The organism is Pseudomonas koreensis (genome assembly GCF_025447595.1).
Taxonomy (GTDB): domain Bacteria; phylum Pseudomonadota; class Gammaproteobacteria; order Pseudomonadales; family Pseudomonadaceae; genus Aquipseudomonas; species Aquipseudomonas koreensis_H.
The window spans coordinates 76,413-91,772 of the sequence record NZ_JAOEJU010000004.1 but is presented as its reverse complement, the minus strand read 5'-3'; the positions used below and the strand labels follow the sequence as shown (position 1 = coordinate 91,772).

Here is a 15,360-nt window from a genome sequence, read left to right as displayed (position 1 = left end):
CGACTTCAATCAGGATCAACCTGAGGGCAATACACAGGCATTGCCCTCAACCAGCCGCATGACTTGCTCGGTCAATCGCTCGAGCAAGGCACCTTCGGTTTGTTCCAGCCGTGCGGCACACAGGTTCATTTCTCTCAGATAGTCGGCCGAACTGAGTTCTTCGGACCTCTCGAACAACGCCTGGGCGTCCTCGTGATGAGGTAACCGGGCATCGTCGAACTGCTGTGCAAAACCGCTTTTTACGTAATCGCTCCAGAAGGACTGACGGACAAGAAACTTCAGCCATTCGGGAGAAAGTTCGGCGGACTGGATTTGATTGATGGCCCCCAGCAGGTCCGCCCCCTTTACGTTCGCAATTGACGCATAACGCATGTGCGAAGGTTGCCCGGGCAACTCGAGTGCTTCCGCCAGTCCCGAGCGATAGGCGAGGGCCACTTCCAGAGGATCGGGTACCGTATGTGTCACAGCATGCTCCGCTGCGATCCTGTCCAGTTGTTCAAGACGGAACAGCCCTTTTGCCAGCTTCATCAGCGCAGTGGCCGACGGCTGCCGACCACCGGAAACGCGGGTTACCCGACGGACATGCACCGCCACCTCCAGATGGCTGAAGTTCAGCGCCGCGTTATCCGTGCAATTGATCGGATTGGCCGCCAGATCGAAAATCTGCTGTCGCAGTTCGGCATCGGCCTGCGTGGCCTCCAGAACGGTCCAGACCCGACGCGACATGTCTTCGCGGACATGTTCAGAATCGGCGGAGTTACCCAGCTCTGCCAGCAACTGAAACAGCCCCTGGGCCATAGGATCGTCCTTGATCGCGGTCCATGTCTGCAGATGCCGGCTGCCCACCGCCCCTCCTGTTTCGGTCAACCAGATCGAACGCGCCAGGTTTTCATCGAGCCGCGCGTGATCGTTATCCAGAATCCCCATTCCGACACCCACCGAGTCGCGATAAGAGTCAAGGTGAAGTTTGCTGGCGTCGGAAATCGGGTTGTGTCGCAAGTTGATCGTTTCACTGAAGCGTCTGGAGGTCTGAAAGAGCCATGCCGGTAGATCACTGATGTCGTTGTCACGCAGGTCCACCTGTTTGAGGTTCGGCAGAAACTGCAACCCCTTGGGCATTTCCGTGGCACGGGTGTTACGCAGATAAAGGTGGTTCAGATCGAACAGCTGGCCGACATCCACCGTCGCCCCCAGACGGTTCCCGCTCAGGCTGAGGCTATGCAACGTTTTGAGCCGGGACAACTTCAGCAGCGATTGCTCAGTCAGCTGGATCCGGTTGTTTCCCATGCTCAAATGCTTGAGGTTCGGCATATGCGAGATGACCTCAGGGAGCAAAGTAAGCTGATTGCTGTCCAGCGTGAGTGTTTCGATCTGCGTGAAGGCCTTGAGAAAGTAAGCGACATCGTTGTCGAGCTGCATGTTTTGCAGAGACAAGTACCTGACATGGTCAAAGGCCAGGCCGACCGGCAGGGTCGGCAGTTTGCCGAATCGCATGCCATCAAGGTTCAGTCCATAGACCTGACGCTGAAATTCATCACGCTGGAAAACCAGGTGCCTGAAGCAGTCCTCGATCTCGTCGGCCACGATTTGCCGGCAATTGCGAACTTCATTCAGCTCGCCTCCCAAAGCCTTCATGGACACTTCATCTTCGCACCAGGTATCCAACACATTGCGCAGCCTGTCCAGATCATCCTGCAACTCTCTGACGCGGATCGCCCGGGTCAGGTGATCACTGCCAGACTGATCGAGAAAGTCACTTGCCTGCTGGTCGGAGAACAACGGGAAAAGTCTTTTCACTTTGCGCAGCAAACGCCGAGGATGAACCTCTGGATCAACCGGCGAATCGGCGAGAGTACATGCAGATTCATAGGCCGGTAGTTCGAACGGCTCACCCGCCAACAGCCGGGCGCAGCCTTCACGGTCATCCAGAGCGGTGTTCAAGAGTTCACTACGCAGGCGCCAGCCGTCCTCTGCCTTCGCCTGTGCAAATCCAAGTGCCTTGCGTTGCCTGGTTGAAAGACTTTTCAGGATGGCCTGATAGAGGGCGTCGGGTCCCTCCGCGACCCGACCGAGCGACTTGGCATGGTCGTCGAATATTTCGTAGCCCTTTTTCAGTTTAACCAGCGTGCGGGCTTTAGAAGACGTGAACGGATGTGGGCCAACGGATTCCAGCACAGAACCGTTGAGCGTCAGCTCCCGCAATTGCATCGGCATCTCCGGATCCCAGCCGCTGAGATGCGGCAACAACCGGATCGCCAGTTTTTCGGTATCGGGACTGGCAATGTCGGCCAGGTAAAAACCGGTCAACGCCCTCTCCACCCGTGCTGTGACCGAAGCCTGCCGAAGCTTTTGCGCCAGCCCCATCGGCACTCGCCCGGTAGCTCGCAGATGAGACCGCTCCACGCTGGGTGCCCGCCTGAGCAGCTCTCGCACATGACGTGCCGGCAGATCGGGATAAACACTGCGCACCTGCGCAAGATTGTCAGGGCCGCCCTGATCATACTGTTGATACAAGTGGTCAAATACAGGACGGCGATCAGCCTTGACCTCTGCAGCCAGGATTTTTCTCAGTTGCACGCCTTCATCACCGGAGGAGGTGCCGCCACCCAGCAATGACGCTTTTTCTTGCGGGTACATGCCGTCAAGAACCGACTGGAGAAGTTCGCCTTTATCCAGTTGTTCCTGGCTCACGACAAGACTCACAGTGTCATCGTCAACCGCGTTGGCTGGATAGGTCGCCTTGATGTTGCCCCGACCGTCAATGACCTTGATGTAGCGATCCGTCGGCCAGTTCGCAAGCCGGGGCAAAGCATGCAATTGTTCCTGGACATGTTGGGTGCCGGTCGCTTCGCCCCGTTCCATCGCAACGATGAATTCGCGCAGTCTGCGCTCCAGCCTGAAGCGCTCGATGGTGTCTTGTACATGAGCCGGAAGCAGGCGATTGTCTTCGCTCAAGCGATGCAGCTCCGCGAATCGCGTGCCGCTCAACCGACGGATCATGTCCAGGCGACTGTCCTCGAAAGTGGCCAGCGCCGGATCAATGCGTTTCAGCGTATAGGCGCCAGTCCATTGCTCGGTGGGCTCCGATGAATGACGCCAGCCACCCTGCTGATTGTGCTCAAGTCTCGGGGTATAAGCATTTGCTCGCAGGGGATGCCGGATGTGCCAGGCTCCGGATACCGGATCCTGCTCCACCTGAAACGTCCGACTGTCCATGCAGACGAAGGCTTTTCCATCGATGCGATACAGTCCCGCAGCGTCGGGTTCTACATTCACTCCTGCAGGCAACGGTTGCTCGTACCTGCCGAGTTCGGGTTTCCACAGACGGGCCTGCCCCTTCCGGTCGAGAATCGAGGTGAACGGTTCAAAGAAGTCCGGATGCTTGCGTACCGTCCTGATCGCCAGCGATTTCAAACCCTTGATCCCGGCCCCGACGGAGGCCATGAGCACAATGTTCTCTGCAACGCTGAGCAGGTGCGTCAACGCTTCCTGCCGGTCGCCACGACGCCAGTCCTCGACCCCCTCATAGACTTCGGCGAGCAATTGCCCCACCGCGACGCCCATCATCAACTGCCCGAGCACCGGAACCACCAGTCCGGCCAGGTTCGCGACCGTCATGCCGATTTCCAGATAGTGAAGCAGCCGCTTTTCGCGCTCTTCCTCGTCGACATCAGCAGTAGGTACAGCAAGCGCCCGGGCGTCGAACTCCAGTTTGGCAACATGACTTTTGAGCAGATAGTCGAACAGCGACCCGGCCATCGCCAATTGCCTGATGTGCCCGAGACCCGGATCCCCCGCAAATGCCTTGAAGAAATCCGCTTTGTCGCCTTCGCCGAGGCAATGACTGAAGTACGTCCTGTAGCTTGCGATACCCAGTTTGAAACTCAGGTACTGCGCAAACGCCGTGAAACTGGAATATTCGTAAAGCGGTTGATCCGGCTCGCCCGGCATGTAAACCAGACACCACTCATCCGGGTACAGCTCGACGGAGCGCTCGGAAAACACCACGACACCCCAGATGCAGCAGCCCAGTATTTCGATGCCCTGCATGATCAGGGGGCGACCTTGATATTGCAGGCTCTGCGTATCGACGACACCTCCCGCACCGATCAGACGCCGGACGCTCTCGAAACCCTCCTGAGTAATGTGATTCTTGACCAAAGCCAGGTGCATATCGAACTGCAGCAAGAGCTTCTTCAATGTGGAGATGTCACGGATCATCGGGCTGCTGGCCAGGGTCTTGCCATCGATCTCTTTCAACCCGAACACATGCTGAAAATGCCGCTGATACTGCTTCCCGAGATCCAGCTCGCGACAAAGCGCGGCAAACGCCGCCGGCGTCAGTCCCGGAACACCATCGGGTTCATTGGCGACACGGATCACACTGCCTGGGGGAAACCGTTTTCCAACGCCTCGTCTGCCGTAAAGTTCTGCATCGCGGCCTCCAGCAGCGTCAGTCTGGCGGGCCCGATGACAGGCGGACCACCACCGGGCGGGGTCGCGGGCTCGCAGCCACAATCGGCTCCGGGCAGTTCCAGAAAGTCCTTTTCGACATCAATGTCCCCCGGCCATCGCAGGGCCACGGCGTTGTTCAACTTGACGAAGCAAAAGTTATGCAGCGGGCTCAGTTGACTCAGATCCACTTCGACCTTGGCCTGGATGACATGCAGCTCACGAGCGGTCTGATCCAGCGCCGCCAGAGTCGTGGCCGAGGAGTTCAGCAATCGGGGAGGCAAGTTTTTTTGCAGCACCCGGGCAGTTTCCAGATCACCAGTGGCTTCCAGTAAATAGGCCAGCACCTGTTTTGGCTTCAGAGGGTTTGACGAGGTTGTTTGAGCATTTGGCATGGGCAATAGTCCTTTATTGCGTTTTCAGGCCAACACCCTATCGAGCCAAATCACGGATGAAAAACATGAATAACTGCTCAGTCTGCCCCTGAAACCAGCAGCAAATTCCATGTTTCGCATAACTATGTACCGCACCGCCGTCGTGCTCGTGTGATACGGCTAAAGCGCCTCAGAAGCCGGGTATATAACTGATCGATCTAAAACTCCCACATCCTTACCGGGGTCAGTTTCTGAGTACCGCCCATTTCGGCGCGGTACGGCTACACCTTCCCCAACGGAAAAACCGGTAAGGACTTTATGTGCGGATTAGCTGGCGAGTTACGTTTTGATCAACAACCTGCAGACCTTGCAGCCATCGAGCGAATCACCCATCACCTGGCCCCTCGCGGCCCCGACGCGTGGGGCTTTCATGCCCAGGGGCCGATTGCCCTGGGCCATCGACGCCTGAAAATCATGGACCTGTCGGACGGCTCGGCGCAGCCGATGATCGACAGCCAACTGGGCCTGTCCCTGGCCTTCAATGGCGCGATCTACAACTTCCCGGAACTGCGCGCGGAACTCGAAGCGCTCGGTTACGCGTTCTATTCCGGCGGCGACACTGAAGTGCTGCTCAAGGGTTATCACGCCTGGGGCGAAGCGCTGCTGCCTAAACTCAACGGCATGTTCGCCTTCGCCATCTGGGAGCGCGATGCCCAGCGTCTGTTCATTGCCCGCGACCGTCTCGGTGTGAAGCCGCTGTACCTGTCGCGCACCGGCCAGCGTTTGCGTTTTGCCTCGGCCCTGCCGGCGCTGCTCAAGGGCGGTGACATCAACCCGATCCTCGATCCGGTGGCGCTCAACCATTACCTGAATTTCCACGCCGTGGTGCCTGCGCCGCGCACCTTGCTGGCCGGCATCGAAAAGCTGCCGCCAGCGAGCTGGATGCGCATTGAAGCGGACGGCACCACCGAGCAGAAAACCTGGTGGACCCTGCCCTACGGCCCACACGACGACGAGAAGAATCTGACCCTGCAAGACTGGCGCGACCGCGTGCTCGACAGCACCCGAGAAGCCGTGGCGATTCGCCAACGGGCGGCGGTGGATGTCGGTGTGCTGCTTTCCGGCGGCGTCGATTCGAGCATGCTGGTGGGCCTGCTGCGCGAAGTCGGCGTGGAGAACCTGTCGACCTTTTCCATCGGTTTCCAGGATGCCGGCGGCGAGCGCGGTGACGAGTTTCAGTATTCCGACCTGATCGCCAAGCACTACGGCACCCAGCACCATCAACTGCGCATCGACGAAAAAGAGATCATCGAGCAATTACCCGCCGCGTTCCGCGCCATGAGCGAGCCGATGGTCAGCCACGACTGCATCGCCTTCTATCTGCTGTCCCGCGAAGTGGCCAGGCACTGCAAGGTTGTGCAGAGCGGCCAGGGCGCCGACGAGTTGTTCGCCGGTTATCACTGGTATCCGCAAGTCGACGGCGCAGCCGATCCGTATGCGGCCTATCGCGAGGCGTTTTTCGACCGCAGCTACGACGACTACGCCGCCACGGTGCAGCCGAAATGGCTGACCGCCAATGACGCCGCCGGTGACTTCGTGAAGGAACATTTCGCACAGCCCGGCGCCGAGGCGGCGGTCGACAAAGCCCTGCGCCTGGACAGCACGGTGATGCTGGTGGACGACCCGGTCAAACGCGTCGACAACATGACCATGGCCTGGGGCCTGGAAGCGCGTACGCCGTTTCTCGACTATCGCCTGGTGGAGTTGTCGGCCCGTGTTCCGGGCAAATTCAAACTGCCCGACGGCGGCAAGCAGGTGTTGAAAGAAGCCGCGCGGCTGGTCATCCCAAGCGAAGTGATCGACCGCAAGAAAGGTTACTTCCCGGTGCCGGGCCTCAAGCATTTGCAGGGCGATACGCTGAACTGGGTGCGTGAACTGCTGCTCGATCCGAGTCAGGATCGCGGTCTGTTCAACGCGGCCATGCTCGACAAATTGCTGACCGATCCACAAGGCCAGTTGACCCCGCTGCGCGGCTCCAAGCTGTGGCAACTGGCGGCTCTGAACCTGTGGCTCAGTGAACAAGGAATCTGACCAATGAAACCTCACGCCACGGCTTACAGCCAACGGCTGCTGCGCGGTCAGACGCCGTCCTACGAACGCTTGCAGGCGCGTCTGGCCGAGGACGGCAGCGAGCCGGCCGCCGAGCCGATTGTGGTGCATTGCGGTTGGGGCCGGTTGCTGATCGGCCACACCTTTCCCGATCCGGCGAGCCTTGCTCAGGAGTTGCTCAACGAACAACCGGGAGAACGCGATATCGCTTTGTATGTCGCTGCCCCACAACAGATCCTGGGGCTCGAGCCGACCCAGCTGTTTCTCGACCCGTCCGACACCCTGCGTCTGTGGTTCAGCGATTACCGCCAGTCCACGCGAGTATTTCGTGGCTTCCGCATCCGTCGTGCGCAAAGTGACGCGGACTGGCAGGCGATCAATCAGCTGTATCAGGCGCGCGGCATGTTACCGATCGATGCCACTCTGCTCACCCCGCATCATCAGGGCGGTCCGGTTTACTGGCTCGCCGAGGACGAAGACAGCGGTGCCGTGATTGGCAGTGTGATGGGACTCAATCATCAAAAGGCCTACAACGATCCGGAAAACGGTAGCAGCCTGTGGTGCCTGGCAGTCGATCCGCAGTGCTCGCGCCCTGGTGTCGGCGAAGTGCTGGTGCGCCATCTCATCGAGCACTTCATGAGCCGCGGCCTGAGCTACCTCGATCTGTCGGTACTGCACGATAATCGCCTGGCGAAAAACCTTTACGCCAAACTCGGCTTTCGCAACCTGCCGACGTTCGCCATCAAGCGCAAGAACGGCATCAATCAACCGCTGTTCCTCGGCCCGGGGCCAGAGGCGCAGTTCAACCCTTACGCGCGGATCATCGTCGAGGAAGCCCATCGGCGTGGCATCGACGTGCAGGTGGATGACGCCGATGCCGGCCTCTTCACTCTCAGTCATGGCGGACGCCGGGTGCGCTGTCGCGAATCCCTGAGCGACCTGACCAGCGCCATCAGCATGAACCTGTGCCAGGACAAGAGCCTGACCCACAAAGTGTTGAAAAGCGCCGGGTTGAATGTGCCGTCGCAGCAATTGGCGGGAAACGCGGATGACAATCTGGCCTTCCTCGATGAGTACCAGCGGGTGGTGGTCAAACCACTGGATGGCGAGCAGGGCCATGGGGTTGCGGTGGATTTGCAAACCATCGAAGAAGTGCAACAGGCCATTGAGGGGGCGAAGCAGTTCGACACTCGCGTGCTGCTCGAAAGCTTCCACGAAGGCTTCGACCTGCGGATTCTGGTGATCGGATTCGAGGTGGTGGCAGCCGCCATCCGAAAGCCGGCAGAAGTGGTCGGCGACGGCCATCACTCCATCGGCGCACTGATCGAAGCCCAGAGCCGGCGCCGACAAGCGGCTACCAGTGGCGAAAGCAAAATCCCCCTGGATCACGAAACCCAACGCACCCTGCACGCGGCCGGTTACGACTACAGCAGTATCCTGCCGGCCGGTGAGCATCTGTTCGTGCGGCGCACGGCGAACCTGCACACCGGCGGCACGCTGGAAGACGTCACGGCGATCCTGCATCCGACGCTTGCCGAGGCAGCCGTGCGGGCAGCGCGAGCGCTGGAGATTCCGATGGTCGGACTTGATCTGATGGTTCCGGCGGCGGATCAACCGGCGTACGTGTTCATCGAAGCCAACGAGCGAGCGGGTCTTGCCAACCATGAGCCCCAACCGACGGCGGAGCGGTTTGTCGATCTGTTGTTTCCGCACAGTCAGCCGGCGGTCTCTTGATCACCCGGTGTCTGTATTGACGCCTTCGCGAGCAAGCTCGCTCCCACAGGTTCTCGCTGCTTATGTGGGAGCGAGCTTGCTCGCGAAGAGGCCGAACCAGACACCACAAATTTCCCTCATCGAAACCATCGATGCGCCCAACTCATCAGGAGTTTCCATGACAACGAACATTCCCGAACCGGATCTGAACTACCTGCAGAAAGTCCTGCTGGAAATGCTCGCCATTCCCAGCCCCACCGGATTCACCGACACCATCGTGCGTTACGTCGCCGAGCGTCTGGAAGAACTCGGCATTCCCTTCGAGATGACCCGTCGCGGCACCATCCGCGCCACCCTCAAGGGCAAGAAAAACAGCCCCGACCGTGCAGTCTCGGCGCACCTGGACACCATCGGCGCCGCCGTACGCGCGGTGAAAGACAACGGGCGCCTGACCCTGGCGCCCGTTGGCTGCTGGTCGAGCCGGTTCGCCGAAGGCAGCCGCGTCAGCCTGTTCACCGACAACGGCGTGATCCGCGGCAGCGTGTTGCCGTTGATGGCGTCCGGGCATGCTTTCAACACCGCCGTGGACGAGATGCCGATCAGCTGGGATCACGTCGAGCTGCGTCTGGACGCCTACTGCGCGACCCGCGCCGATTGCGATTCGCTGGGCATCAGTGTTGGCGATGTGGTGGCCTTCGACCCGCTCCCGGAGTTCACTGAAAGCGGACACATCAGTGCTCGTCATCTGGATGACAAGGCCGGTGTCGCGGCACTGCTGGCAGCGCTGAAAGCCATCGTCGACAGCGGTCAGGAGTTGATGATCGACTGCCATCCGCTGTTCACCATCACCGAGGAAACCGGCAGCGGCGCGGCGGCCGCGTTGCCTTGGGACGTCAGCGAATTCGTCGGCATCGACATCGCCCCGGTCGCACCAGGTCAGCACTCCAGCGAACATGCGGTGAGTGTGGCGATGCAGGATTCGGGTGGCCCCTACGACTATCATCTTTCGCGACATCTGTTGCGGCTGGCGGGTGAGCATGAGTTGCCGGTGCGGCGCGACCTGTTCCGCTATTACTTCAGCGATGCCCATTCCGCGGTCACCGCCGGGCATGACATTCGCACCGCCCTGCTCGCCTTCGGTTGCGATGCGACCCACGGCTACGAACGCACGCACATCGACAGTCTGGCTGCACTCAGTCGCCTGCTGGGCGCATACATTCTGAGTCCCCCGGTGTTTGCCAGCGACGCGCAACCGGCCACCGGCTCACTCGATCGCTTCAGTCATCAGATCGAGCACGAAACGCAGATGGAGAGCGACACCCGTGTGCCGTCGGTGGATAGCCTGGTGGGACAACGCTCGGACAGTTGAGTCTGGCCCTCGGCGGTCATTCGCCGTAGCATCCCGACATTGATTTAGCCGAGGTGCCCATGCTGATTCCCTACGACGCGCTTGAAGTCGACACCCTCACCCGCCTGATCGAGGATTTCGTCACCCGCGACGGTACCGACAACGGTGACGATACGCCACTGGAAACCCGCGTGTTGCGGGTTCGCCAGGCGCTGACCAAAGGCCAGGCAATGATCGTCTTCGATCCGGAAAGCGAGCAATGCCAGTTGATGCTCAAGCACGATGTGCCCAAGCACCTGTTCGACTGAGAAGATCAGCGGCCCTTGCTGTTGACCTGCTTGCGCTGGATCCGCTGGTAGACCTCGGCACGGTGCACGTCGACTTGCTCCGGCGCCTCGACGCCGAACCGTACGCTGGAGCCGTTGACCGACAGAACCCGCAAAGTGATGTTGTCGCCGATGGAAATCTGTTCACCGACGACACGGCTGAGTACGAGCATGGGGGTGTCCTTTCAAGGTTTGCGAGCCTTGAAGATGCGCGGCTTTCGGACGCCCTACAATGTGCGTCGGGCAAATCAGTCATACCCTACGCGCCCCCGCGACAAAGCCGTCGGACATTTCCTGCAAATCGGCGTTTCAGGTGGCGCTGAAGCGTGGCCCGAACAGAATCACGCTCGCACCGATCACACACAGTGCGACGCCAAGCCAGTCAGATCCCAGCGGGCGGATGCGTTCGACAACCGCCAGCCAACCTATCGATGCAATGATGTAAATACCGCCGTAAGCGGCATAGGCGCGACCGGCGTAGACAGCTTCGACACGCGTCAACAGCAGTGCAAATAAAGTCAGGCTGAGCAGTGCCGGAATCACCCACAAGGCGCTCTTGCCTTGGCGCAACCACATCCAGAACGCAAAACAGCCGGCGATTTCGAACAGCGCGGCGAGGAAAAACCACAGGTAGTTGAGCATGTAAAACATCTCGTCAGGGTGACTGTTGCGGCCACCCTAACGATGCGGCGAACCCCGGGCAAGTTCAGCCGTTGTTTTGTCTGGCTTTGGCGCGCATCTTTTCAGCCATTGCGGTCATTTCGTTGTAAAGCAACTGCGGGTCCTTCTGCTTGATCGCCCAGGCCATACGCCCTTGTTCGTGGGGCAGGATCATGAACTCGCCAGCCGCGACTTGCTTGTAGATGTAGTCGGCAATATCGCTGGCGGTGATCGGCGAGCTTTCCAGCAACTTGCCGACCTGGGCTTTCATCGCCGGCGTCGGGCCACGGAAAGAATCCAGCAGATTGGTCTGAAAGAACGACGGGCAGACCACATGAACACCGACTTCCTGCTGCGCCAGTTCGATCAACAGGCTTTCGGACAGCGCCACTACACCGGCCTTGGCCACGTTGTAGTTGCTCATCGCCGGGCCTTGCATCAGCGCGGCCATCGAGGCGATGTTGATGATCTTGCCTTTGCTTTGCTCCAGCAACGGCAGGAACGCCTTGCAGCCCTTGACCACGCCCATCAGGTTGATCGCGATCTGCCAGTCCCAGTCTTCCAGCGACAGCTCGCTGAAAAACCCACCCGAGGCCACACCGGCGTTATTGACGATGATGTCGATGCCGCCGAACTTCTCTTCGCAGGCCTGGGCGAATGCGGTGAGCTGGCTGTAATCGCGCACGTCGCAGCGCTGGACGAAGCCGTCGCCGCCAGCCTCGCGAACGAGCTTCAGGGTCTCTTGCAAGCCGGGCTCGCTGACGTCCGACAAAGCCAGTTGCCAGCCCTCACGCGCCCAGCGCAGCGCGATTTCGCGACCCAAGCCAGAGCCCGCACCAGTGATCATCATGCGATTTTGCATAGCAGACAGCCTTGTTGTTCCGGGGAAGATGCGCGGAGTGTAGCGAAGGATCCGCAGCGACCCACGCTCCATCAGATTGCTGAATGGCGAGGGCAAACCACGGCATCAAAGGAAATAAGAGCGTGATCCAAATACATTAAAAAAACATTGAATTTTCTTTCACTGGCGCCAGTCGGAATTTATAAGCCGGCCGGGTTTAATTCAACTTCCAGCGGCCCTTGAACACCAAGACTTCTCAGACACTATCAACAAGGAAATAGACATGGGCACAATTCTTATCATTATCCTGATCCTGTTGCTGATCGGTGGTCTGCCGGTCTTCCCGCACTCCAGAAGTTGGGGTTATGGCCCTTCGGGCATTATCGGTGTGGTGCTGGTGGTACTGTTGGTGCTGCTGTTACTCGGTCGGATATGACTGTTTGACCGACAAAAAAAGAGGCCCTCGAAAGGGCCTCTTTTTATTGCGCCGATTGATCAGTCCGGCTTGCCGTTAACCACACCTGCGGTGTTGTCGATCAGGCTCTTGGTGGCCGTTTGCAGGAACGCTTCGAGCTTGAGTTTCAGCTCGGCAGTGCGCGGTGCATCCGGTACCACTTCGGCGTGCGGGTTCGCGCCCAGCTCGTACTGATAGATCTTCGGTGCCATTTCCTTTTCCTTCGGCAGTACGAGGATCTGGTCGGCTGTAACGATGGCAGTGGTCTGCTCGCTGCCCGACGGCTTGATCACACCAAAACCGGTGTCACCTTGCGGCAGGTTCAGCAGGTCACGACCCCAGCACTGATGGCGTACCTCGCCACCCAGACGACCCATGATGGTCGGCACGATGTCGATCTGCGTACCCACGGTGTGGTCACGGGTACCGAATTTTTCCTGGATGCCCGGTGCGATCATCAACATCGGCACATTGAAGCGGCCCAGGTCCATTTCGGTGATCTGACGCTCGTTGCCGAAACCGTGGTCGCCGACGATGACAAACAGGGTTTCCTTGAAGTACGGCTCCTTGCGGGCCTTCTCGAAGAACTGACCCAGCGCCCAGTCCGCGTAACGCATGGCAGTCAGGTGTTCGTTGAGCGTGCCACGATCCGTCACGCGCTCGACCGGCAACGGCGTCGGCAGGGCGTACGGCGTGTGGTTGGACAGGGTTTGCAGCAGTGCGTAGAACGGCTTGCCGTTTTCCCGCGCCTTGAGCTCCACCAGACCACGGTCGAACATGTCCTGGTCGGACACGCCCCAGGTCGGATCGGAGAACACCGGGTTCACGAAATCGTTGCGACCGACGAAGTTGGTCATGCCCTGGTTACTGAAGAAACCCGACTGGTTATCCCAGGCAAAGTCGCCGTTGTAGACGTAGACATCGTCGTACTTGCGCGCGCTGAGCAGCTGCGGCAGGCCGGACAGTTTGTGGCTGCCTTCCGGGGTCTGCATCAGGTATTCGAAGCCAGGCAGGTTCGGGAAGCAGGCCATGGTGGCGAACATGCCCTGGTGGGTATGGGTGCCGTTAGAGAAGAAGCGATCGAACAGCAGGCCTTCCTTCGACAGCTTGTCGAGGTACGGCGTGATGTTGCCCGGTGCGCCCAGCGCACCCACCGAGTGACCGGCCATGCTTTCCATGAGGATCACGACGACGTTCTTGATCGGCAACGTCTTGTCGGCGGGTGGCGTGTAGTCACGACGCACGGCGGCGATATCGGCATCCACCAGTTTGTCGTCCGGCATCACCAGCATCTCGCGCACTACTTTCTGCGCCTGATCCTGCGGCAGCGTGGCTTTCCAGATGTTGTCGCGATCCTCGCCCATCCGGTCCTTGGCCGCCGCGATCAGCGACAGCGTGCCGTTGAGGCCGAGCTGGTTGGCGAAGTTCGACTCGGTGGTGTAGACGTCGCCCCAGCGCAGCGGAGGACCTTGACGCAGGGTGCCACGGGCGGCGACCACGCAAATCAGCAGGCAGACTACGAACACCGCCAGACGCGCATACCATGGCGCAACCTGTCGGGTGCCGACGTTGCCTCCGCTGAACGGACCGCGCGGACGGGTCAGACGGTCGGCGCCCTTGAACGCCAGGGTCAGGATCAGCGTGCCCACGGCCCAGGCCAGCAGGTAACGCACCACCGGGAAACCGTACCAGAGCATGCTCATCACGGTTTTCGGGTCTTCCTTCACGTACTGGAATACCAGCCCGTTGAGGCGCTGGTGGAACTCGCGGTAGAAGTCCATCTCCATCAGCCCGAGGAACAGCGCGATGCTCGAAGCGATGGTCAGCCAGAAACGGAAGAACCCGCGCGCGGCCATAGCCCGGGCACTGAACAGCGCCAGCACCAGTGGAATGCAGAGGTAGACGACCAGGCGCAGGTCAAAGCGCAGGCCGTTTGCAAAAGCTTCGAGGAAAGTCGAGGCCGGGGTGTCGAGGATCATCTCGCGGTTGTAGACCAGCAGCGCGAGGCGCAGCACGGAAAACATCACCATCATGACCAGCGCGCACAGCAGCGTGTAGGCCAGATGCGATTTGACGGTCGGTTGCAGCAGGCGACTGGAAGATCGCTGCTGATTCAGGGCGTCCGGGTTTGCCATGTCGTTTTAGGACCCATTGGAAGTTGAAGTTGCAAAAATACAGCTGCGCCCTGCCCTCTGTTGGCCATTCCAGGCCCCGGGGATTGCGCGGTGCGCAAATGTTGCACGATCACCGATGGCATTGCCATTGATTACTGTCCACCGCCGGACTGTTTCATTTGAAGACACGGCATACCGGGACAGGTGCAAACAACGCGGGCGAATTGTCTTGGAGACTTTGTGAAAATTTCGTTCAACGCATATCCAGAAACACAATAAACCTGGAAAACAAAACGCCCCGAGTTCTTCGGGGCGTATACAGATGAACGCGATATTTACTTCTCGGCGCGTTCTTTCAAGGCTTTCAGGGTGTTGAACGGTGCGTCGACCACAAACTTGTTGGCGATCATCGACGGCACGCTGCCGCCTGGCTCGGTGTGAACCTGATAGGTCACTTCAACCTGATCGCCTTTGGGCACGAACTTCCAGAAGCCTTTGACTTGAGCAACCCGCACAAAGCCCTTTTCTTCAGGCAAATACTTCGGCACGCCCTCAAGATTGCGCGTCAGGCTGCCGTCGGCGCCTTCAACGGTGGTCACATGCAGGATGGAATCGCGCGGGGTCACTGGCCACGGCGTATTGAACTGAGTGTAGGTCCAGCTCTGGTCGCCTTCGTGCTTGAGCAGTTTCTGGGTCTTGCACTCGTGAATCCAGGCGCACGCACCGGAAACGTCTTCCTGCAAGGCGCGCAGTTTGGCGACGGTGGTCTTCATCAAGGTCACGCCCTGATATGACTTGTAATCGGAACCCGGCACTTCACTCAGGGAGACCTTGATGCCGTCCTCGTTCTTGGCGACTTTCCAGTCTTCAGCCTGAGCGGCCGAGGTGGCCAGCACGGCAGTCAATCCACACAACACAGCGATACGATGCAGCGAACCCATGGTTTTATTCCTTATTGTTGAAGTTCCG

Annotated in this window: 12 protein-coding genes; 5 read left to right on the top strand and 7 right to left on the bottom strand. The window is 59.4% G+C overall.

Annotated elements, in window-relative coordinates; translation table 11 throughout:
- Positions 1-15: 15 nt before the first annotated feature.
- Positions 16-4,383 (bottom strand): NEL-type E3 ubiquitin ligase domain-containing protein, encoded by a 4,368-nt coding sequence (locus N8H71_RS28800; protein ID WP_262193560.1) that lies wholly within the window; start codon positions 4,381-4,383, stop codon positions 16-18.
- On the bottom strand, positions 4,380-4,847 hold the full coding sequence (locus N8H71_RS07905) for a DUF6543 domain-containing protein (protein WP_262193559.1): 468 nt from the start codon (positions 4,845-4,847) through the stop codon (positions 4,380-4,382). The genes N8H71_RS28800 and N8H71_RS07905 overlap by 4 nt, the downstream gene beginning before the upstream one ends.
- Before the next feature lie 297 nt (positions 4,848-5,144).
- Between N8H71_RS07905 and N8H71_RS07900 the strand changes: the two genes are divergently transcribed.
- From N8H71_RS07900 to N8H71_RS07885, 4 genes are all read left to right on the top strand, one after another.
- Positions 5,145-6,917 carry an N-acetylglutaminylglutamine amidotransferase gene (locus N8H71_RS07900; protein ID WP_262193558.1) on the top strand — a complete coding sequence of 591 codons (1,773 nt, stop codon included), beginning with the start codon at positions 5,145-5,147 and terminating at the stop codon, positions 6,915-6,917.
- Between the two features lie 3 nt (positions 6,918-6,920).
- Positions 6,921-8,669, top strand: a complete 1,749-nt coding sequence (gene ngg / locus N8H71_RS07895; protein ID WP_262193557.1) for an N-acetylglutaminylglutamine synthetase — start codon at positions 6,921-6,923, stop codon at positions 8,667-8,669.
- Between the two features lie 157 nt (positions 8,670-8,826).
- Complete coding sequence (locus N8H71_RS07890) at positions 8,827-10,017, top strand: osmoprotectant NAGGN system M42 family peptidase (protein WP_085683500.1); 1,191 nt, start codon at positions 8,827-8,829, stop codon at positions 10,015-10,017.
- Between the two features lie 59 nt (positions 10,018-10,076).
- Positions 10,077-10,304: a YheU family protein gene (locus N8H71_RS07885; RefSeq protein ID WP_230732716.1), complete on the top strand. Its 228-nt coding sequence runs from the start codon at positions 10,077-10,079 to the stop codon at positions 10,302-10,304.
- Positions 10,305-10,309: 5 nt separating this feature from the next.
- Here the strand turns inward: N8H71_RS07885 and csrA are convergent, their stop codons facing one another.
- The 3 genes from csrA to N8H71_RS07870 form a co-directional block, all read right to left on the bottom strand.
- Positions 10,310-10,495: a carbon storage regulator CsrA gene (csrA, locus tag N8H71_RS07880; protein ID WP_262193556.1), complete on the bottom strand. Its 186-nt coding sequence runs from the start codon at positions 10,493-10,495 to the stop codon at positions 10,310-10,312.
- Between the two features lie 136 nt (positions 10,496-10,631).
- Entirely contained in the window at positions 10,632-10,964 is a 333-nt protein-coding gene (locus N8H71_RS07875; protein ID WP_262193555.1) for a YnfA family protein, read from the bottom strand.
- A 64-nt stretch (positions 10,965-11,028) separates the two neighbouring features.
- The gene (locus N8H71_RS07870; RefSeq protein ID WP_262193554.1) at positions 11,029-11,844 is read right to left on the bottom strand and encodes an SDR family oxidoreductase; all 816 of its coding nucleotides are present in this window, start codon (positions 11,842-11,844) and stop codon (positions 11,029-11,031) included.
- Between the two features lie 256 nt (positions 11,845-12,100).
- On the opposite strand from N8H71_RS07870, the gene N8H71_RS07865 reads away from it, so the two are divergent.
- Positions 12,101-12,259 carry a DUF3309 family protein gene (locus N8H71_RS07865; protein WP_169432680.1) on the top strand — a complete coding sequence of 53 codons (159 nt, stop codon included), beginning with the start codon at positions 12,101-12,103 and terminating at the stop codon, positions 12,257-12,259.
- A 59-nt stretch (positions 12,260-12,318) separates the two neighbouring features.
- Here N8H71_RS07865 and N8H71_RS07860 read toward each other — a convergent pair whose 3' ends face one another.
- Positions 12,319-14,412: an LTA synthase family protein gene (locus N8H71_RS07860; protein WP_262193553.1), complete on the bottom strand. Its 2,094-nt coding sequence runs from the start codon at positions 14,410-14,412 to the stop codon at positions 12,319-12,321.
- A 314-nt stretch (positions 14,413-14,726) separates the two neighbouring features.
- A complete protein-coding gene (locus N8H71_RS07855; protein WP_085710898.1) occupies positions 14,727-15,332 on the bottom strand; it encodes an START domain-containing protein in 606 nt (201 codons plus the stop codon).
- Between the last annotated feature and the right edge of the window lie 28 nt (positions 15,333-15,360).

Bases quoted from the DNA above. Each gene is read 5' to 3' on its own strand.
- N8H71_RS07905 (WP_262193559.1), bottom strand. From the start codon at position 4,847: ATGCCAAATGCTCAAACAACCTCGTCAAACCCTCTGAAGCCAAAACAG.
- N8H71_RS07900 (WP_262193558.1), top strand. From the start codon at position 5,145: ATGTGCGGATTAGCTGGCGAGTTACGTTTTGATCAACAACCTGCAGAC.
- ngg (WP_262193557.1), top strand. From the start codon at position 6,921: ATGAAACCTCACGCCACGGCTTACAGCCAACGGCTGCTGCGCGGTCAG.
- N8H71_RS07890 (WP_085683500.1), top strand. From the start codon at position 8,827: ATGACAACGAACATTCCCGAACCGGATCTGAACTACCTGCAGAAAGTC.
- N8H71_RS07885 (WP_230732716.1), top strand. From the start codon at position 10,077: ATGCTGATTCCCTACGACGCGCTTGAAGTCGACACCCTCACCCGCCTG.
- csrA (WP_262193556.1), bottom strand. From the start codon at position 10,495: ATGCTCGTACTCAGCCGTGTCGTCGGTGAACAGATTTCCATCGGCGAC.
- N8H71_RS07875 (WP_262193555.1), bottom strand. From the start codon at position 10,964: ATGCTCAACTACCTGTGGTTTTTCCTCGCCGCGCTGTTCGAAATCGCC.
- N8H71_RS07870 (WP_262193554.1), bottom strand. From the start codon at position 11,844: ATGCAAAATCGCATGATGATCACTGGTGCGGGCTCTGGCTTGGGTCGC.
- N8H71_RS07860 (WP_262193553.1), bottom strand. From the start codon at position 14,412: ATGGCAAACCCGGACGCCCTGAATCAGCAGCGATCTTCCAGTCGCCTG.
- N8H71_RS07855 (WP_085710898.1), bottom strand. From the start codon at position 15,332: ATGGGTTCGCTGCATCGTATCGCTGTGTTGTGTGGATTGACTGCCGTG.